At 55.2% G+C, this 20590-nt stretch carries 18 protein-coding genes; 12 read left to right on the top strand and 6 right to left on the bottom strand.

The window, feature by feature from the left end:
• The first annotated feature begins 56 nt into the window (after positions 1 to 56).
• The 9 genes from VK738_18970 (at position 57) to priA (ending at position 9976) form a co-directional block, all read left to right on the top strand.
• Positions 57 to 1889: an ABC transporter transmembrane domain-containing protein gene (locus VK738_18970; GenBank protein ID HTD24746.1), complete on the top strand. Its 1833-nt coding sequence runs from the start codon at positions 57 to 59 to the stop codon at positions 1887 to 1889.
• A gap of 22 nt (positions 1890 to 1911) precedes the next feature.
• A complete protein-coding gene (locus VK738_18975; GenBank protein HTD24747.1) occupies positions 1912 to 2814 on the top strand; it encodes a YicC/YloC family endoribonuclease in 903 nt (300 codons plus the stop codon).
• Entirely contained in the window at positions 2811 to 3503 is a 693-nt protein-coding gene (gmk, locus tag VK738_18980) for a guanylate kinase (GenBank protein ID HTD24748.1), read from the top strand. The genes VK738_18975 and gmk overlap by 4 nt, the downstream gene beginning before the upstream one ends.
• A 70-nt stretch (positions 3504 to 3573) precedes the next feature.
• Positions 3574 to 3816, top strand: a complete 243-nt coding sequence (rpoZ, locus tag VK738_18985) for a DNA-directed RNA polymerase subunit omega (GenBank protein ID HTD24749.1) — start codon at positions 3574 to 3576, stop codon at positions 3814 to 3816.
• 41 nt (positions 3817 to 3857) lie between these two features.
• A complete protein-coding gene (gene coaBC / locus VK738_18990) occupies positions 3858 to 5075 on the top strand; it encodes a bifunctional phosphopantothenoylcysteine decarboxylase/phosphopantothenate--cysteine ligase CoaBC (GenBank protein ID HTD24750.1) in 1218 nt (405 codons plus the stop codon).
• A gap of 586 nt (positions 5076 to 5661) precedes the next feature.
• Entirely contained in the window at positions 5662 to 6510 is an 849-nt protein-coding gene (locus VK738_18995) for a uracil-DNA glycosylase (protein ID HTD24751.1), read from the top strand.
• A gap of 15 nt (positions 6511 to 6525) precedes the next feature.
• On the top strand, positions 6526 to 7014 hold the full coding sequence (locus VK738_19000; protein ID HTD24752.1) for a hypothetical protein: 489 nt from the start codon (positions 6526 to 6528) through the stop codon (positions 7012 to 7014).
• Between the two features lie 27 nt (positions 7015 to 7041).
• Positions 7042 to 7491, top strand: a complete 450-nt coding sequence (locus VK738_19005; protein HTD24753.1) for a hypothetical protein — start codon at positions 7042 to 7044, stop codon at positions 7489 to 7491.
• Between the two features lie 46 nt (positions 7492 to 7537).
• Positions 7538 to 9976, top strand: a complete 2439-nt coding sequence (gene priA, locus VK738_19010; protein HTD24754.1) for a primosomal protein N' — start codon at positions 7538 to 7540, stop codon at positions 9974 to 9976.
• A 50-nt stretch (positions 9977 to 10026) separates the two neighbouring features.
• On the opposite strand, the gene VK738_19015 is transcribed toward priA, so the two are convergent.
• From VK738_19015 to VK738_19025, 3 genes are all read right to left on the bottom strand, one after another.
• Positions 10027 to 10377, bottom strand: a complete 351-nt coding sequence (locus tag VK738_19015; protein ID HTD24755.1) for a GIY-YIG nuclease family protein — start codon at positions 10375 to 10377, stop codon at positions 10027 to 10029.
• 108 nt (positions 10378 to 10485) lie between these two features.
• Positions 10486 to 11541: a site-2 protease family protein gene (locus VK738_19020; GenBank protein HTD24756.1), complete on the bottom strand. Its 1056-nt coding sequence runs from the start codon at positions 11539 to 11541 to the stop codon at positions 10486 to 10488.
• A gap of 123 nt (positions 11542 to 11664) precedes the next feature.
• Positions 11665 to 11934, bottom strand: coding sequence for an HU family DNA-binding protein (locus VK738_19025; GenBank protein HTD24757.1), 270 nt, complete (start codon positions 11932 to 11934; stop codon positions 11665 to 11667).
• Between the two features lie 370 nt (positions 11935 to 12304).
• On the opposite strand from VK738_19025, the gene VK738_19030 reads away from it, so the two are divergent.
• Positions 12305 to 13477 (top strand): 2'-deoxycytidine 5'-triphosphate deaminase, encoded by a 1173-nt coding sequence (locus VK738_19030; GenBank protein ID HTD24758.1) that lies wholly within the window; start codon positions 12305 to 12307, stop codon positions 13475 to 13477.
• A 47-nt stretch (positions 13478 to 13524) separates the two neighbouring features.
• Here VK738_19030 and VK738_19035 read toward each other — a convergent pair whose 3' ends face one another.
• A complete protein-coding gene (locus VK738_19035; protein ID HTD24759.1) occupies positions 13525 to 14010 on the bottom strand; it encodes a hypothetical protein in 486 nt (161 codons plus the stop codon).
• 309 nt (positions 14011 to 14319) lie between these two features.
• Between VK738_19035 and VK738_19040 the strand changes: the two genes are divergently transcribed.
• Positions 14320 to 18327 (top strand): TonB-dependent receptor, encoded by a 4008-nt coding sequence (locus tag VK738_19040; protein HTD24760.1) that lies wholly within the window; start codon positions 14320 to 14322, stop codon positions 18325 to 18327.
• A 58-nt stretch (positions 18328 to 18385) separates the two neighbouring features.
• On the opposite strand, the gene VK738_19045 is transcribed toward VK738_19040, so the two are convergent.
• Positions 18386 to 19474, bottom strand: a complete 1089-nt coding sequence (locus VK738_19045) for a hypothetical protein (protein ID HTD24761.1) — start codon at positions 19472 to 19474, stop codon at positions 18386 to 18388.
• Positions 19475 to 19512: 38 nt separating this feature from the next.
• A complete protein-coding gene (gene tmk, locus VK738_19050; protein HTD24762.1) occupies positions 19513 to 20193 on the bottom strand; it encodes a dTMP kinase in 681 nt (226 codons plus the stop codon).
• A gap of 86 nt (positions 20194 to 20279) precedes the next feature.
• On the opposite strand from tmk, the gene VK738_19055 reads away from it, so the two are divergent.
• Positions 20280 to 20590: hypothetical protein (locus VK738_19055; GenBank protein ID HTD24763.1), on the top strand; the 311-nt coding region annotated here is incomplete at its 3' end.

The following is a 20590-nucleotide window of genomic DNA, read 5'->3' on the forward strand; positions in this document are numbered from 1 at the left end:
TGAAGTTTGATTTCTGCGCGTCGAACCTTAATTTTTGGGAAGCTTGAGCAGGTGCTATGCAACAACTAAAGCGGCTGCTACGCTATGCCCGTCCTTACCGGCTGCAGCTTGTCGCCTCGGTGGTGATGATGGCGCTGGTAGGTGCGCTGGATGCTTTCCGCACACTGTTGATCGTACCGGTTTTCGACCGCGTCCTCAATCCGGCTTCGCCGTCGCGCGACCTGGTGCTGTTTCCAGGCAGTAATCATGAACTTCATCTTCAGCATTTGGTCCCATCCAATTTTCACAATCCATGGACCGTGGTTGCTTTTGCCCTAGTAGTCTCCATGCTGCTCAAGGGGATCTTCGATTACGCTGGCACCTATCTGGTGAACCACGCGGGCTTTGGCGTGATTACCGACCTGCGTAACGATCTGTACAATTCGATCCTGCGCCGCTCGGTCGCATTTTTTCTGAAGCATCCCACGGGAACGCTGCTTTCCACCATCGTGAATGATGTGGAAAAAGTGCAGTTCGCCATGTCTTCGGTTCTGGCCGAGTTTTTGCAGCAAACCTCAATCCTGATTTTTACTACGTGCGTGGTTGTGAGCCTGGGGCGGAAGTTTTCCTGGATTCTGCTGCTATTTGTGCCCTTTATTATCGTCTCGGCTGTCCGCATCGGCGCGCGGGTGCGGCATACCACTCGCAAAGGACAGGATAAGCTCGCAGAAATCCAAAACATTCTGCACGAGACCATCACCGGCAACCGCATCGTCAAGGCCTTCGGTATGGAGCTATGGGAGAGCATGCGCTTCGCCAAGGCCGCGCAGCGGCTCTTCCGCGCTAACCTACGTTGGGTGGCGGCAGCCTCGGTGAGTTCGCCGCTGATGGATATCTTCGGCGCGATTGCCATTGCGGTCTTACTGCTTCTGGGACGCGATCAAATCAATACGAACAAATTCACTCTCGGCACCTATATGGCGTTCATCATAGGTGTTTTCAGGCTGTACGATCCAGTGCGCAAGTTCGCCCTCTTCAACAACAGTTTTCAGCAGGCCTTGGGTGCCTCTTCCTCCATCTTCGCCTTCATGGATGTCAGTGACGAAGTCAAGGAGCGGCCTGATGCCCTGATTCTGCCCCCCTTTCATTCCAGCATCAGCTTTCGTAATGTGAGCTTTTCCTATGGCGAGAATGGAGAGGCGCGCGAGGTGCTGCGCAACATCAACCTTGAGGTCCGCAAAGGCGAAGTTGTGGCCTTTGTAGGTTCCAGTGGCGCAGGCAAAACCACCTTAGCCAATCTCATCCCACGGTTTTTCGATGTCAGCGGCGGCAGCCTGCTGATTGATGGACAAGACGTCCGCGATTTGACCGTGATCTCCCTGCGCAGCCAGGTGGGGATCGTTACCCAGGAGACCATTCTCTTCAACGAAACCGTGCGCAACAACATTGCTTACGGTCAGCCTAATATCGAGCAATCTGTGGTATTGGCTGCTGCCAAGGCCGCCCTGGCGCATGATTTCATCAGCCTGATGCCTGAGGGATACGACACCGTGATCGGGGAACGCGGTACCCGGCTCTCCGGAGGCGAGCGCCAGCGCCTGGCCATCGCCCGCGCTCTTCTGAAGAATGCACCCATTCTCATTCTGGATGAAGCCACCTCGGCCCTCGACTCCGAATCAGAGTCGCTGGTACAGTCGGCCTTGCAGAACTTGATGGCAGGCCGCACGGTTTTCGTGATCGCACATAGGCTTTCCACGGTGCGCCGTGCGGATAAAATCGTGGTGCTGGAAAACGGCACGATCTCCGACATTGGGACACATGAAGAATTGATGCGCCGGTTGGGAATCTACCGCCGCCTGCACGATTTGCAGTTTGTGGATTCCGAGGTCCCACGGCTCTCAGTCAGTTAAGGTTCCAGGGTACAAAAACTAAATGGCAATTCGCTCCATGACGGGATACGCGCAGACAAAAGGACAAGCTGGCCAGGAGTCAGCCCCGGTTAGCTTTAGCTTGTCATTGAAGTCGGTCAATCACAGGTTTCTCGACCTGAATATGCGGTTGCCCGCTGAGAGCGACGCACTGGAGATGAAGCTGCGACGTCTGCTGAAAGAAAAGATGGCACGCGGACACCTCGACGTGACGCTCACACTGGAACGCGCCGGAGGCGATCTGTTTTCCCTCAATCGCGAGCTGGTGGGAGGCTATCTTCGCGTCTACCGCAGTGCAGCGCAGGAATTTGGTGTCACCGCGGAGCCTGATTTAAACGCCGTGCTCAAATTGCCAGGCGCGCTGACGGCCTCTGCAGCAGCACTTAACGGCGACGGCGGCTTCGAGTCGGCTGTACTGGCCTGCGCCACGCAAGCCATCGTGAGCCTGGACCGGATGCGCATCGAGGAAGGTGCCAGCATTGAGCGCGAGCTGCGCGAGCGCATGACGCGCTTGCAGGCGGCCACCGATGACGTGGAAAAACTGCGCGCTGTCATCAGCCGGGCCCATATGGAAAAGATCACCGCAAAATTACAGGAGCTGATCGGTTCAATCGCCGATCCGGCGCGGATTTTGCAGGAGGCTGCCATTCTTGCCGAACGCAGCGACGTACAGGAGGAGGTGGTGCGCATGAAGGCGCACGTCAGTCACTTTCTTGGGTTGCTGGAGGCCGAGGGAGAGATCGGCAAGAAGCTGGATTTTCTTTTGCAGGAGATGAATCGCGAGGCCAACACCCTGCTTTCTAAAACAGCAGGATTGGCCGGGGAAGGGCTCCACATCACGGAGCTGGGCCTGGCCATGAAGTCTGAGATCGAAAAGGCGCGCGAACAGGTGCAGAACGTAGAATGAGCCGACTGGTCTATATCATCTCCGCGCCCTCGGGCTCGGGAAAATCAACCCTGGTCAACGAGCTGCGCAAAAGCGTCAAGCATCTGGATTTTTCCATTTCTTACACCACCCGCAACCCGCGGGGCAGCGAGCAGAATGGGCGCGAGTATTTTTTTGTCACACGCGAGCAATTCGAGACCATGATTGACCGCGATGAATTTCTGGAGCATGCCGAAGTGTTTGGCAACTACTACGGCACCGCGCGGAAGTTTCTGCAGGAAGCGCAAGCCCGGGGCAACGATCTGTTGCTGGATATTGATGTGCAGGGCGAACGTCTGATCAAGCGAAAGTTGCCCGAGGCTATCAGCATTTTCATTCTGCCGCCTTCGCGCAGTGAACTGGAAAAGCGCCTGCGCCGCCGCAGCCAGGCGGAAGGGGTGAATTCCGATGAGGTCATCCAACGCAGGTTGAACACCGCCTCAAAAGAAATCGCGAATTACCCCAACTACGATTACATCTTGGTGAACGACGACCTGGAACACTCGATTGACCAGTTGAGGGCCATCGTGCACTATGAGCGTGGGAAGCGATCGGGAGCGGCTCAAGATGGAGACCAGGAGTGGCAGAGCTTGCGTAAGCTTGCCGAAGAGTGCCTGCAGGCGAATGTACGTCCGCGATTAGCGCCGATCCTTGCTTCTTTTGCGATATAATCTGCGCAAAGCAGCACACCTAGGTTCTAGGTTTTGAATCCCGGCGAAAGTCCGGGAACGGGGAGATGTCATGAAGTTGATGGATGGATTTGACAGCAACTATCGTTATGTTCTGGTGGCAGCACGCCGGGCGCGACAATTGCAATCAGGTGCCCGCCCACTGATGGAGCAGGTGCGCTCACGCAAGGCCTGCCGCATCGCTGAAGAAGAGATTGCCGCCGGGAAGGTGAAGTGGGTCATCGCCGAGCCCGGCAAATCAGCCACGGCACAGGCGGTGAGTGAGCAGCTCGACCGCGCAATCGGAAGTAAGTAAGTTACTCTCCCCCCAACCCGTTTGCGATTTACAATAAAAGAATGAAGATTGCCCTTGGGGTGAGCGGAGGCATCGCAGCCTACAAGGCGGCGGAGATCTGCCGTCTTCTGCAGGACCGGGGTGTGCGCGTACAGGTGATCATGACGCGTGCCGCCCAGGAATTTGTACGCCCGCTGACCTTCGCTGCCCTCTCCGGTGAAAAGGTCATTACCGATCTGTTTGGCGCAGGCGCAGAGACGCCAAACATCGAGTCCGCCGTTGAGCACATTGCTGTGGCGCAATCCATTGATGCGCTGCTGGTGGCCCCGGCCACGGCCGGTACTCTGGCTAAATTTGCCAACGGACTGGCCGATGATTTTCTCTCCACACTTTTTCTTGCGACCACTGCTCCGGTGGTTGTTGCTCCTGCCATGAACGTGAATATGTGGGAGAACGGTGCTACCCAAGCCAACCTGGAAAAACTGAAAGCGCGGGGTGTGCGCATTGTTGAGCCCGATGCCGGCTATCTGGCTTGCGGCATGACTGGACCAGGACGCCTGGCCGCGAACGAGACCATTGTGGCAGCGGCGCTGGAAGCTTTGGGTGCCCGGCAAGACCTGAGTGGCGAGACCGTACTAATCACCGCTGGACCAACGCATGAAAAAATTGATCCGGTGCGCTACCTGGGCAATCGCTCCAGCGGCCGCATGGGATACGCTCTGGCTGAAGCTGCATTACGGCGTGGTGCTCATGTGGTTCTGGTAAGCGGACCGACGGCCATTAAGGCCCCGGCGGTCCAAGAGCTGGTGCCGGTTGAAACCACCGACGAAATGCGCCGCGAGGTTCTGGCCAGACTGGGGCAGGCAACGGTAATCATCAAAGCAGCCGCCGTGGCTGACTTTACGGTCAAAACACCAGCAGAGCAAAAGCTGAAGCGCAAGGGCGCAATGACGCTGGAGCTTGAGCCGACGGTTGACATCCTCGCTGAGGTTGGACGCAGCAAAAACGAGGGGCAGATTCTGGTTGGCTTTGCCGCCGAAACTGAAAATGTTTCAGAAAACGCCCGCAAGAAATTAACGGAAAAGCATTGCGACATGGTTGTGGTCAACGACGTATCGCGGCCGGGCATCGGCTTTGATTCCGAGCGCAATGCCGTCAGCATCATCACCCAGGATGAAGTGCAGAATGTCCCCGAGATGAGTAAGTGGGAGGTGGCGCACCGCGTGCTCGACGCCACAGTCCAAATCCGCCAGCGCCGAAAAAAGGGCGCACCTGTTTAGGCTTTAGTAATCTTCGCTTCCATTATTTCTTGCCCGAAGGCCACCCCACTTGCTGAAGCAAACTTTGCGATTATAAATCACAGAGATTCAACGACATAGAGCGGGAAAGAGGCCCACTAGCAGGTAGTGAATCACAAGTCAGCAGTATTAGCTTTTCTATAAACAAATTGAGAGTATCGGGGAAGCCCAATTTGTTTCGGCATTTCAATGCGCTAAGGATCTGCTTTTCCACAGTTTCAGAATCTAGGGTGGATATGTCCAACGAGACAAGGCTAGAAACCGGGGCCCAAGCAAGGACCTCCGCTCGGGCGGCAGGCAAATAAATTTTCAAAGACCGTTGAGGGCATTACCCCCGCGTTCTGAAACGCAGATACACTTCCAAGAACGATGGTAATCCAGGTTTGTTCAGAAGTTAAGACTTTGATATCACAATGGGGCCGTGTCAGGATTGGACGATTGAATCATCGGGTCATTGAGTCATTGGAGGACTGATTCCTCCGCTTCGCGTCGGAATAAAAGACACCTGCGTGATTGGTGGAATTCGCGGTATGCTTTTGTTTTAAACTGGAAACTGGAAACTCGAACCTTGCCTCTTGACCCTGAAACCCGCCGCCAGCTCTCTGCCCGCATGGAGTACTATCGTGACCTTGGGATTTATGATCTCTACCGGCGCGCGGTAGCAATTCCGCCCGAGCCGGCGGTGCAAACGACCCAGGCGGCAAGTATTGAGACAACTCCTGCAAGAGAGACTAGCCCTCTAACTATGAGCAAAAAAATTGAGAGTCTGGATTTGCCTATTTTCTCGCTGGACCCCTCGTCTGACGCGGGCCAGCTGGCTGCCATTGACGTGGAGAACAGGCCAGCAGCACTTAAAGCCATACGCGAAGTCATCGGCGATTGCACACGCTGTAAGCTGCACAAGCAGGGACGCAAACAAATCGTCTTCGGCGTGGGCAATACCAACGCCGATCTGATGTTCGTGGGCGAGGCGCCGGGAGCCGACGAAGACCAGCAGGGCGAACCTTTTGTGGGCCGCGCCGGACAGTTGCTCAATAACATGATCACCGCCATGGGCCTGCGTCGCGAAGATGTTTATATTGCCAACGTCATCAAGTGCCGTCCGCCGGGCAACCGTACGCCGGAACGCGAGGAGTGTGAGACCTGTGCGCCCTTCCTGATGCGGCAGATTGATGTCATCAAACCCAAGGTCATTGTCGCCCTGGGCGCAGTCGCCGCCAAGAACCTGCTGGGCTTGAATGATTCCATGGCCAACCTGCGCGGACGCTTCTATGATTTTCGTGGAACCCAACTTGCGGTGACCTATCATCCGGCATTTCTGCTGCGCGATCCCCGCCAGAAGAAAGAGGCCTGGAAAGATTTGCAGATGGTCATGCAGACAATGGGGCTCGCAGTGCGAAAATCGAAACCGGAGTAGCAGGAACAACCGGAGATGAAATTACCTATTCTATTTGTGATTTCGGGGTGTCTGGTTGCTGGCTTGGTGACAGGTTTTGTAATTCCTTTGTATACCAACGAATACGTAGCGAAATTCCAGGCGAGGAACTCTTCTCGACTCAAAGACTACCTTGAGACCTATCAAGATATGGTCCAATTTGAAGGAGCGGAAGTTGGCACCTCTGATCCGAAAACGTGGAGCACTGAAAAAGGGAAAAGTTCTCTCGTTGAAGAACTCAAGACCATTGAGAGTCGACGCTCAGCAACGAATAACCCGGGACTGGCTAACCTGCTGAGGGTTGCCGCTGGGCTGGTGCAACTTCGGCTTGCCATCGCCAGCGCGGAGGACGATACCAGCCGGCAATATCTGGCGCAAGCTCAGAAAAATTTTGAGACAGCGGGCTGGACGGATTACTCTGAATCTCACCTGCGCGACCTAATTGCCAGATATTACGCAGAAGACAATGAAAATAATGCGAGGTAGTGGAATCCAGAGGCTATGACTCCAAAAATGCAACGTCGGCAACGCTGGACATTGGTTGCAATTGGAATCGTCGCATTTGCCGTTGCATTTCCCATTGGATATTACCTGAACACGCGAGCCTCCCGGCCTGTAGCGGCCCTCTTTCAGATCACCGCGAATGCTGGAATTGAGGAACTCTCCTTGTTTCAATACAAAGAGGCTGGGACCCCATATCGTCGAGAGGCTTTATTGGGATTGCTCAATTTCCTGCAAACTACCGAGGGATTGAAACGTGCCAATCATAAGTCCCTGAATTTGACCATCGCCTATACCTATGCGCGGCTTGCGGTGGTAGAAGACGTTGCAGGCAATTTGAATCAATCCCACGATTATTTCTTGAAGGCACAAGAAAGATTCAAGACAGCGGGACTGAAAGATTATTCAGAGGCGCACCTGAGAGGGTTGATCGCGAAAGCAGACAAAACAGCCACCCAGTGACCCTTCTGCGCTACCCACAGAAAGAGTCTAAAATCTACTCACCTGCATGCCCATTTTTTGCGATGTCGCGGTTCCCCTGCCGCTGGAAGGCGTGTTTACCTATCGCATCGGCAGCAACGGAATCGAGCCCGTCGTCGGCGGAAGGGTGTTGGTTCCGTTCCGCAACGAGAGGCTGGCCGGAGTTGTTACCAAACTCCACGACACACCTCCCAGCGTCGAAACCAAGACAGTGATTGATGTACTTGACCAACAGCCGGTGCTGGAGGGCGATTTGCTCCGCCTGGGGGAGTGGATCTCGCAATATTACCTTGCGCCTCTCGGAGAAGTACTGCGCGGCATGGTGCCGCTGGCAGCGGATGTGAAGCGCAGCTACGTCTACCGCATCACAGATTTAGGAAGAGAAGTTCTGTTCAAGTCGGCAACGGCGGGCTCTTCCCTGCGTGCGAAGAAAACGCATGAAGAGCAAGTGGAAGAGTTGCATGTGCTCGATTATCTTGCCAACCGCGACAGTGCGACCCAGGGCTCATTGCGTGCTGTTATCGGCGGGTCACGAAACGTTCTCACCAGCCTGCTGCGCAAGAAATGGATTACCCGCGAAGACGCTTCTTCCATTCGCGACAGCCGCCGCCTGCGCAAGATTGCGATACTAAAGCCGCAAGCCGCAGGCAAAGCTACTGCGCAGCAGAAAAAAATCATGGAAGCACTGGAGCAGCATGGCGGTCGCATGTCACTCGAAGACCTATGGTCTAAGGGCGGCTCGCGCAGTGCCCTGCAAACGCTGGTAAAGCATGGCGCGGTCGAGATCAGTGAAGAGCCGATGGTTTTTCAAGTATCGGGGCTTAAAGCTAAATCTTCCCTGGATTTCGAATTAGGCCAGGAACAACGCCAGGCCCAGGGAAAAATTCTTCAGAGCACAGCCGCGCGAAAATTTAAAGTCGCTCTGCTGCACGGCGTTACCGGCTCGGGGAAGACGGCGGTCTATCTTTCTGCCATGCAGTCGGTCCTGGCTGAGGGCCGCTCTGCGATTTTGCTTGTCCCTGAGATCGGCCTGACCCCCGCAGCAGCCGCCAACCTGCACAATCTTTTCGGAGACGAAGTTGCCATCCTGCACTCGGCGCTCTCGCCGGATGAGCGTGCCGAGCAGTGGCGGCGTATCCGCGCCGGCGATGCCCGCATTGTTGTGGGCACGCGCTCGGCGGTTTTCGCTCCGGTGCATGACTTGGCGCTGATTGTCGTGGATGAAGAGCACGACTCCTCCTACAAGCAGGAAGAGACTCCCCGCTATCACGGACGCGATGTTGCCGTCATGCGTGGCAAACTGGCCAACGCTACCGTTGTGCTGGCTTCGGCGACGCCGTCGCTCGAGTCCTATCACAACACGCAGAGCGGCAGATACGAGCTGATCGAGCTGCGGCAGCGAGTGGAGAAGCGGCCGTTACCGGAAGTCGAAGTCGTGGACATGCGCGCCGAGTTTCAGCAGACCGGCGAAGACCGCATCTTTTCCCGCCAGCTTGCACAGGAGGTACGCGAGCGCCTGGAGCGCAATGAGCAGGCCATGATCCTGCTGAACCGGCGAGGGTACTCCCCGGTTGTGCTCTGCCGCGCCTGTGGCGAGACGGTGCAGTGCCGAGACTGCGCCATCGCTCTCACGCATCACAAGCGCGCCAATACGCTCATCTGCCATTACTGCGGATACCGGCAGGCTGTGCCCAGGCTCTGCCCCAAGTGCAACAGCGAACATATTTTCTTTTTAGGAACGGGCTCGGAAAAGTTAGAGGAGCGCCTGAACCAGGAGTTCCCGCGAGCGCGGATAGGCCGGCTGGATCGCGATACGGTGCGCCGGCGCGAGGATTTCGAGCGCGTGCTCAATGCTTTTGATGCGGGCGAACTCGATTTGCTGGTAGGCACACAGATGATCGCCAAGGGACACGACGTTCACGGCGTGACGCTGGTCGGCGTCGTAGGCGCCGACTTTGCGCTCGGGTTCCCGGATTTCCGCGCCGCCGAGCGCACCTTCCAGTTGCTCACACAGGTCGCCGGACGAGCGGGGCGAGGCAACCTGCCGGGAAAAGTCATCCTGCAGACATATTTTCCCGATCACTATGCCATCCAATATGCCGCCAAGCACGATTACGACTCCTTTTGCGACAAAGAGCTGCGCTTCCGCAAATGGATGAACTATCCGCCTTTCACCACAGTGGCCAATCTCCTGGTGCGCAGCGACAAGCTGGAGCGGGCCCTGCAATACGCGGGCGAGCTGGGACAATGGTTCGAGAAAAACAAGAGCAAAGGATTGCGGGTCATGGGGCCGGCGGCGGCGCCCATCGTGCGCCTTAAGCGGGATTACCGCTATCACTTTGTGCTCAAATCCGACAGCCGGGAGCGGTTGAATGGGACGCTGCGTTCCGTAATCAAATACAGCGCCGAGCGGAAGATTCCGCGGACGAATATTATTGTGGATGTGGATGCGGTTTCGCTGCTGTGAGTTTCAGTAGACGCGAGTATGTGAACAGTTACCACGCTCGCAGAGTATTGTCATTCCGAAGCCGCAGGCGAGGAATCCCTTTTGCTACGAGGATTTTCTGGTTTAAATTCCTTCCCGAAATCTCGGCTCAAATCGCGCCAGCCCGGATTGACTGATTCAATCAACGCGATCTTCTTCGACCTGCGCCAACCTTTGATTTCTTTTTCGCGGGCAATGGCGTTGCCGACATAATGAAAGACCTCAAAATAGACCAGCTTATTCACGCCATACTTTTTAGTGAACCCATCAGCTACTCCTTCTTGATGCTGCAAAACGCGCTGGTAGATGCTATTGGTCACATAGAGCGTTCCCGTGCCGCTGGCCATGATGTAAACGTAATATAGTCTTGTCCTATAACGCATGGTCACAAAAGGGATTCCTCGCCTGCGGCTCGGAATGACAATTCATAATAATCAATGGCAGTTCCATAAAAGATACGACTCACAAATATCGCCACTCACAAAATATCTTTATTTACCGAACCAGCTCTCCACGCGATGCACAACCTTGTGCCAGTCAAGTGTCCAACCCTTGGCGTGAACCGGCACCGGCATAAAAGACAGGACAAACATTATGAGGGCAAAGACTGCAAGCCATTTTCGTCCACGGCTGAGGCCCGGTTGCTCTGGAACGTAAGGATGATTTGCTCCGAAAACCAGCAATATACCAAACCATAGCAGCCAGCCTGACCAGAAGAAGAGGCCCATGGGCAGTAGAGCAATCACCAGAATGCGGGTAAGGGTTCGATGGGCACGCGGCCAAACGGCGTAGAGGATATGACCGCCATCAAGCTGGCTGCCCGGCAACAGATTCAACGAGGTGGCCAGCATTCCCACCCAGGCGGCCATCGCCACCGGGTGAAGATAAATTGCACTCAGCGGCCAGCGGATATTTTCTCCCATGCGGACCAGATGAAAAATAGCAGGATACCCAAGTGGTATTTCAGAAGCGCTGACCACATCGGGCTCAATCTTCGACAGCGTCAGTCCTGCGACCAGAGCGGGTACAGCGACCAGGAACCCGGCAATGGGGCCGGCGATGCCAATATCGAATAAAGCCGCGCGCGAAGGGAATGGAGATCGGATGCGAATAAACGCTCCTAACGTTCCAATGGGTGTGGGGAGTGGAATGAAATAGGGCAGCGTCGCTTGCACGCCGTAACGGCGGCAGGCGACGAAGTGGCCCATCTCATGGGAGAGCAGGATGAGCAGGAGCGTGGCGGAAAAAGGGATTCCCAGCAGCAGACGCGAAGGCTGTTGTGCGATCCATCCCAGGGGAAGAATTCCCTGTGAAAATGTGAACATGGGCTGGTTGTTGATGAAATCGTTCTGCAACTGCACTCCTGCCAGCAGGGTGGTGAAAAAGGTGGCGAGGAGCAGCCCTCCTGCCAGCCAGTAGCGGGGTTTGGCTATACACGTTGCATCTTCTGGTGCTTGGGGTCCCTGGGGTTCTGGGGGTTCGGGCGCATTGCTGGGGAGCATGTCTCCATTGTTGGAGCCGATCTGGTGAGGGTCAGAGAGAGCCATAAAGCCGGAACGCGCAAAGTCGAAGCGATGGATAAGATGCGGAATGAGCCGTATGCGAAAGACGATCTTTGCCCGCGTTTCCTGGGGCTATCAGACGCAGAGCCATGCGACGCAAGACGGCATCTAATCTATGGATTGCAACTCCTTGCCGGGCTTAAAGCGCACGGCTTTGCCCGGAGGGATGCTGACCTCGGCGCCGGTTTTCGGATTGCGGCCTATGCCGGTCTTGCGAGGGCGCACGTTGAAGACCCCAAAGCCGCGCAGCTCAATGCGGTCACCACGGGCGAGCGCACGTTTCATGCTCTCAAACACGGTTTCCACAGCCTGTTCGGACTTGGTCTTGGTGATGCCAGTCTTAGTAACAACTTCGTTGATAATATCGAGCTTAATCACGCGCAGCTCCGAATGTACAGGAAATACCTGAACTGCGGATAGTAAAAAGCACAGCCGTAATTGTCAAATGATTTCACAACCCGGCATTTGGAAGGGAACCCGGGCTGTCCTCGTAGCAGTCTCCGAACCTTAGGGGGCGAAATCGACGCTAGTGCGAAATATGCTGATTGCACCTGGGCTTGTGCAGTACGCCAGGGCTTTGATGGTATGCTCGACATACAATAATTGCGAGCATGCGAGTAGGTAGTGGCCAGAAACGATAGGGAGGTTTTTGCAGCTTGGATTGCTACGCCCGTTATTACGAATTGGAACTGACATACCGAGCACGCCATGTTTCGGAAATCATGCGACGTCACCGGGAGTCCTGAGAATGTCTACTCTAGATCTCAACAGTGAGCTGATCTTGTTTCCTGAGTTAGAAGGCGAAGCTGCCGGCACTTATACGACTGGGATTCTGCCTTCTCAAGAGATTAAAGAACTAATCGCCAAAGGCCAAATCTGCGCGAGCCCTGAAATCACAGACGTCCAGATTCAACCCGCCAGCCTCGATCTCAGACTTGGAGACATTGCCCATAGAGTCCAGGCAAGTTTTTTACCCAGGCAGGGTTCGACGGTTGAACAGAGAATTCAGGAATTGAGAATGACCAGGGTTGACCTCACCGGAGCGGCGGTTCTTGAGAAAGGTTGCGTTTACATTGTTCCACTGATCGAAGAACTCAATCTGCCCAAAGACATCTGGGCCAGGGCCAACCCCAAGAGCACCACCGGTCGCCTCGATATTTTTACTCGACTTATCACTGACCACGGGATCGAATTTGAGTACGTGCCACCAGGGTACAAAGGAAGACTGTACGCCGAAATAGTTTCACGCACCTTCACCGTTCATGTGCGGGCGGGTATGCGGCTGAGCCAGCTCCGCTTTGTACGCGGCAATCCCAGGCCATCAGATGCTGCAATGAGTGTCCTGAATCAGGATGAACCCCTCGTTTATTGGGATGAAGATAGCCCAGCAAAGGCCCAAATCAACCGGGGTCTTCTGATCTCCGTGAATCTGCAAGCTCATGAGGCTTCGGAGGCAATTGCATATAAAGCGAAGAAGAACGCGCCTTCTGTAGATTTGGGGAAAATCAATCATTACTCACCTGAAGAATTCTGGGATGTAAAGCACCAAACCGGCAACAAAGGATTAATTCTTGACCCAGGGGACTTCTATATCCTTGCCTCGAAAGAGCGGATTAGCGTTCCACCTCAATGGGCGGCGGAGATGGGGTCCATTGACCCATCCATAGGTGAGTTCCGGATCCATTACGCCGGGTTTTTTGACCCAGGATTCGGTTATGGCTCCGGCGACGTTAAGGGCACGCGCGCAGTCCTGGAGGTGAGAGCCCACGATGTTCCATTCCTCATTGAAGACGGACAGATCGTGGGTCGACTGACATATATGCGTCTGCTCTCTCGTCCGGATAAGATATATGGCACCGATATAGGTTCTTCCTATCAACGGCAGGCCCTGACCTTGAGCAAACAATTCAAGAAATCCTGAATTCAACAAGGCTGCTTTTCTGGCAACCCGGGGGGTGGCGACTTCTTCTACCGAGTGCTTTCCGATTCTTTGAAGAGATATTTAATGCTTGGCTTATAGATCAGCAGATTGGGAAGAGAACCGGTCCGGTTGATCTTGATACAGTTTTTGTCATACCACTCAATCACGCCCCGGATTTCCTCTCCATCATTGAGCACGACCACCATTGGGGTTTTGGCCTGGATTTGTTTCTGGTAGTAGAAATTTTCAGCGTGCGTCTGCTCCGGCGGTGCGGATTTCTTGGCCGGTGCGCCTGACCGCTCGCCCCGTTCGGCCACGCTGCCGCCCGTGCGTTCCCCGGATTCGGCATTGCGCGGAGGACGCGCGGCCACCCTTTCCGAGCGGCTTTGCAGCGAAGGACGGATCAGCTTGCGGTTGGTGAAGCCATCATGCTCTGTGGGCACGCCCGATGCGCTGCTTGGCAAGCCAGCTTCCGGCGCCTGTTTTTCCTGTGCACGCGCCACGGCAGCGGAGGAATCAATTGTGTCTTTCATGGTCTTTTCCGACCAAAGATATCTCAATGGTCAAATTGGGAGGTGATGCACATAAAAGTATCACAGCAGACGCAGACTTGCCACCTTGCTTTTCAGTATACGGGACGAAATTATTGGTAGCCATTTTGCATGCAAAATGATATTACTAGCACCCAAATCAGCATTTTTCTCCCAATCCTGCCCACTGGACGCTACGGGCGTTGCTTCGTCATGGAATCAATATGTGTCCTGGGGAAGGTTCAGGGACAATGACATGAAAATGAACTCCGCTGCACCATACATGACGGAGATAAATTCTAGGGGGCGTTAATGTACAGGAATTCGAAACTTCTGCTCTGGGGCATTGCTGTACTGCTATTGTTGGCCTCACCCATGGCATTTGCCGCTACTCAAAATGCAGTTGTGTACGGCACGGTCTATGATGTGAGTGGCAATCCGCTTTCCGGAGTTGATGTTACGCTCGAAAATCCGGCCATTGGATTTACCCGCAACGCTACCACAGGCTCCGATGGCTCGTACACCTTCCCTGAAGTGCCTCCCGCTGAAAATTACAAACTCGGTGCCAGCCAGGCCGGCAAAAAAATTGATGTACGTTCCGGGATCACGGTCAACGTGGGCGACGAACGTGTCATCCTGCCGCCTTTGAAAGAGCAGCCTGCCGCTGCCACCAACCAGCCGGTCGAGACCAAGCGTGAGGCGCCGGCAGTGACCAATGAAACCGTCAGCACCACGATCAGCGGCGTCATTACCGGAGATCAGTTGCGTTCGCTTCCTGTAGCTGTCAATAGAAACTTTCTGGGATTAGGATTGATACCCCCCAACACCCACGATGTGGAGCAGGGGTCGGGTTTGGCAGGAGCTTCCTTCAGTATTTCCGGGAACCGGCCCTCCAGTAACAGCTTTCTGCTGGATGGCGCTGACAACGTGGCTTCCAGCAGCAACCAGGCAGTCCCTTTCCAAGTCAATGACTCAGTGCAAGAGTTTCGCGTAATCTCTGGAACGGCCAACGCCGAATACGGACGCAACCTCGGCGGCACCGTCAACGTGGTCACCAAGCGCGGTGGCAACACCTTCCATGGCAATGCATTCGGTTACTTCAACACTGACTCGCTCAATTCCAATAGCCCGCTTTCGGTGTACAAGGGAACTACGTTTGATAAAGCGGCGACCTATGCCGGTCCTCTTACGTCAACGTTTAAAGGTTTCTCTCCTTTGACCTACAACGACTACGTAGCCAGCGCCACGAATAGCGGCTTCTGCACAGATTCCGTCGCTGTCGCAACCGCCCCTGGTCTCCACGCCTGCGGGAGCACACCCGGGCTATTCGGCAAAAACACCTTGTTCGATCCGGCAAGCATATTGCAATTCAATGACAGCCGTAAAATTCCCTTTGACTCCAAGCAGTTTGGCGCCAATATGGGCGGACCGTTCAGCAAGGACAAGTGGTTTGGCTTTGCCAGCTATGAAGGCACGATGATTGATAATCCCAATCCAGTCTTTGAGCGCGTACCTTCTATCTTCGACCACACCTACGCACCTTTTGGGGCGCCCAATTTCTCTCCCGTTAATGCCAATTATGTGCTTGACCAGAAACTCCTGGGGCTTTTCCCAGGATCAAATGTGGTCGGCGTTCCCGGAGCGCTCGAATTTTTCCGCGGGCAAGCACCCAATTACACAACGGTACACAATGCTTTGCTGCGCTCAGATTACATTCTGTCGAAAACAACAAATTTATCGGTTCGCTATGCCATGCAGTTTCTCAACGAACTCCATGACGATACGCTGCCCTCGAGTCCACAGTATGCCGGCAACGGCGCATTTCGCAAGGTTTTGAATCAAAACCTCAACGTTTCCTACACCCACACTTTTACGCCGGTATGGATCACCGAGGCGCGCGTCGGCTTTAACCGTTTTCGCGTCAATGAGACCCCGCAGGACCACGGTTTTGATGCACGCACCCTGGGCTTTCCGGGCGCGGCGCTTCCCACAGTTTTGCTGAATGGAATAGACCCGCAATACAGCGGAGCCACTCCCAACAACTCCGGCGCAATCGCCAGTTGGTCTGATTTCACCGCGCAACAAGGCAACGCCGCTTTTCTGGCCAAGGAGCAGTTTCCCACTTTGGATTACCTGTTCCCCTTTGCGCGCCTGGGCGCGCCTTTAGGGGCTCCTACGCATCGCCGTGACACAACCTTGTTCTTCGCGGATAACACCTCGTGGACGCACGGCAAACACTCTGTGAAATTCGGCGCCGAATTTCGCCATCTGGATAATGAATACACAGACGCCTCATTTGCCCGTGGTTTTATGTATTCCTCCAACATTGGAGAGTTCACCAGCGACAGCGAAACCTGCAACGGAGGGTGCTTTAACAAATTCGGGCTAACCAATGCATTCGCAGCGCCCAGTTTTGACTTCTTCCAGCAACAGCAAAACGCTTATGCTTCTCGCCTGCACTCCTGGGCTTTTGGCGGATTTCTGCAGGATGCCTGGCACATTCATCCACGCGTGACTTTGAACCTCGGCGTGCGTTATGAATATTTCTCGCCGCCCGAGGAGGAGCATAACCTGCTCTGGAACTTTGATCCTCTTGCCAACGGGTTGGTGCAGGAGAACCACTCTGGGATCGTTGATCCATTTGGCCAGGCCTGCAATCCACTGCCGACGTATGATGCCCTTTCGGCTGGCATCACCAATGGTCTTAAAGAGGCTTGGCGGTGCAATAACACCGCTGGTGCCGGTGGGTTCAACCAAATTGTCAAAAGTGATACCAAGAACTTTGCTCCCCGTGTAGGTCTCGCCTGGGACGTATTTGGCTCTGGCCGAACAGTGTTTCGCGCAGGTGGAGGTCTGTTCTATGATCAGCTTCCCGCCAGCTACACCGCCCAGTTGATGTACAACCGCCCGGTTTCATTTGCTAACGGAAACGCCCTGTTCGGGGTTGTGCGTGACTTCGGCTCCCGGGGCTTTTGCCCTACAGGTAACTTCACCACCTGCGGCGTAGGAAGCTCGGTGGTCAATCCGGCGGTGCTGAATGCGGTTTCCCGCGACGGCTTCAATCCCAGCAGCTTCTATGCGCGCGCGGCTGAGCCGTTTGCTGTCTATGCCCGGGATACACGGCACTCGCTGACTCCCTACTCAATGCAGGTGAGCGCTTCTGTGCAGCAGCAACTGGGCAACAAGCTGGCCGTCGAGGTCGGGTATATCGGTGACTTGGGCCGCAAATTGCCGGTGATTTATAACCAGAACTTCAGCAACGAATTCAACATATTCGGTGGTTCGGCAGGAAACTTCACGTTCTTCCCCATCTTTACCATGATCAACGAAGGCAGTTCCAGCTATCATTCCGCATTCTTGAGGGTGCGTGCCGCAGAGTGGCACGGTTTGCACTTGAATGGCAGCTACGTCTGGTCCAAATCAATTGACAATGCTTCCAGCAGCACCTTCAGTACTTTGCCGTTAAGCCTGTCGAATCTTACGATCGGGTACGGAGTGTTCGGCTCAGATAGTCCGATTGCCCGCTGCATTTTCTTCGGCGTCAACTGCGCCATCGGCGGCGAGCAGGTTCCTCTCACCATTCCGACCATCAACTTCAACCCCAGCGCGGTCACAACCACAGGCGCAGGACAACCTTTGGTCACTCCTTATCTGCTTCCGCAAAGCCCCGGTAACTTTCTGCGCAATGACCGTGGGCGCTCAGATTTCAACTCCAGTCACCGCGGGGTCATCGACTACACCTGGGACGTGCCTTCGCTGCAGAAGGCGTTTGGAGCTCCAAACTGGCTGGATAACTGGCAGTTGAGCGGCGTCTTTACGGCGCAGTCCGGACAGCCGTTCACCATCTTTGCCGGTCCTATCGCGGGTGAGGTAAATCAGCGCGTCAATGTGCTCGGGCCCGTGCATGTGAGCAATAACCCCAACGGAGCGATTGATGTTACCAATCTTCAACTTGCATCGCAGTCGCTGGCTTGCTCGCCTCCTTACCCTAAAGCCACGGGAACACCGGGCTTCCAGGGCAATCTTTTCCAGCCGATGCCGGGTACACCGTGCATGGGCAACTCCAGCCGCAACGCCTTTACCGGACCCGACTATATCAACATGAACTTCGCCGTCCAAAAAGGGTTCCATGTCTCCGACGTGGAGGCGAGGATGCTCATCTTCCGCATGGAGTTCTATAATCTGTTTAACCGGGCCAACTACTTCAACCCCATCAGCACATTCAGTACGAACGGCGTGACCGTGAACCCCGATTTCGGCAAGATCAAGTCAGCCCACGAGCCGCGCGAAATCCAGTTAGCGATACGGTACAGTTGGTGAGTTCAGTGCATCAGCACAAGAAACCTTCTCGCGAGAGAAGGTTTTTTTGTTCAAAGCATTATCGCTCCAGCGAAACGGCGAAGGCATCGAGAGAGAGCGAACGCAGCAAATTGCGGCGCATGCCGCTTTCCACCTCGCCTAGTCCACGGCTTGCGCCTTCGATCCAGCAAAAAGGAATAGTCTTGGCCATGCGTTCTAGGTCAGACAGAATATCCAGGTTCTTCACCAGCTCCGGCGTGCCGGACTGGATGTACATCAAATCTTCCAGCAGGGAATAGAGCGTCCTCAGAAGCAGCGTGGTTTTCTCTTTGCCTTCTGCGCCCGCCCGATAGGTTTCTGTAGCTTTGAACAGGCTGGTGTGGTCTTCCGTCTGCGCAGAATGCAGAATCGCAAGAGCGTCGCTGCGCGCGGCCAGGTAGCCGGCCAGATCAAAAGACTGGGCCTTGCCATACGCACCCTCCGAGAGCCTGGCCACTAAACTACGCTGTTTCGCGCCCAGCGCCGGGCTTTGCTTGGCCAGGAAGGCTTCCAATTGCTCTACGCGCAGAGGGGCGAGAGTGAGGGTGATGGAACGAGAACGAATCGTGGGCAGCAGTTCGCCCGTATTGCCAGTGAGCAGGAAAATTGTGGCAAACTCGGGAGGCTCCTCCAGGACTTTGAGCAGGGCATTGGCCGCCTCTTTCATGAAGGCAGAGTTGGTGAAGATGTAAACCCGCCGCTTTCCGTTTGAAGGACGGAAATAGATTGTCTCGGTGACCCGGCGGACTTGGTCCACTTTGATCATCAGTTGTGGCGGATCGGGTGGAATCACTATGACATCGGGGTGGGTTTGTATGAAAATGCGCGTTTCTTTTTTGTCGGTCTCGCGCAGACCTTCGCGGACCTCCACGGCTTCGGCGCAGCGCGCCTCCAGCGCGTCGGCCTCGGCAATGCGCTGGCAATTAGCACAAACCCCGCAGAAATCGGGCAGGTCTCCTGCCGGGGGCTCAAGACAATTCATGGTCTTGGCGATCATCTGCGCCAGCGTGTACTTGCCTGCACCCTCGGCCCCGGCGATGATCACGGCGTGAGGGAAGCGCTCATGCGCCAGCATCTGGCGTATGTTCGTGATTACGTTTTCGTTTCCGACAAAATCTTTAAATCCCATGATGATTTTCTTTAAGGCATCCCATAGTGTTTTTACTTTCAAGGCCGCGCTGGCAATGACAGACGCTTCTGCACCACATTCACGATTTCGCCGTGAACTACCTCGATGGAGCGCCGAGCGTCAATGAGCGCGACCCGTTTTGGTTCCCGGCGGGCAATCTCATGGTAGGCGCGGTGCACGCGCTCGAAGAAGCCCTGGTTCTCGCGCTCGAAGCGGCCTTCATCGGTGGTCTTCTGTTGCTCCTCGGCTTGCGCCTGATTACGGCGGCGCGCCCGTGCCACGCTACTGGCCACGTCGGAATCCATCAAGATGGTCAGATCGGGCTGCAGGCCGCCACAAAGAACGCGATGCAAGGCCAGCACGGGCTCGCTGCCCAGCTCGCGGCCCCCGCCCTGGTAAGCCTCGCTGGAATCGGTGAAGCGGTCGCAGAGTACGATTTTGCCGGCGCGCATGGCGGGAAGAATCACCTCATGAATATGCTGCGCCCGGGAGGCAAACATCAGGGCGAGTTCAGTGTGCGTATCCAGGCCAGCAGTGCGGGAGTCCAACAGGATGGCTCGGATGCGGTCACCGAAAGCAGTCCCGCCCGGCTCGCGGGTCGAAACGACATCCAGCTTGCGCTCGCGCAGATGTGCAGCCAGCTTCTCCAGTTGCGTGCTTTTGCCGCATCCATCCAAGCCTTCGAAGGTAATGAATCTGCCCTGCGCAATGGCTGCCACAAAAGCATGATATCAGCAGGCCGTTACGCGCAAAGATGTGCTGCTGGCTGCTACCCGTTTACAATCACTAGGGTCTGGAACGCTCCATGCTGCCCTTCAAACTTATCTATAGCGACGATTATTACCTGCCTATCGGGGCGCATGTTTTCCCCGCGCAAAAATACCGGATGATGCATCAGCGCCTGCTCGAAACCAAGACAGCTGCAGCCGAGGATTTTGTTGAGCCACGTCCGGCCGCTGATGAAGACATCCTGCTGGTGCACACATCGGAATACGTCCGGAAGCTCAAGAGCGGAACCCTTTCGCAACGCGAAGAGATGCAAATGGAGATCCCCTACTCGCCCGAGCTGGTAAAAGCTTTCTGGCTCTCGGCGGGCGGCTCGATCCTTGCGGCGGA

It is taken from the genome of Terriglobales bacterium (genome assembly GCA_035487355.1).
In the GTDB taxonomy this organism is placed as follows: domain Bacteria; phylum Acidobacteriota; class Terriglobia; order Terriglobales; family Acidobacteriaceae; genus QIAW01.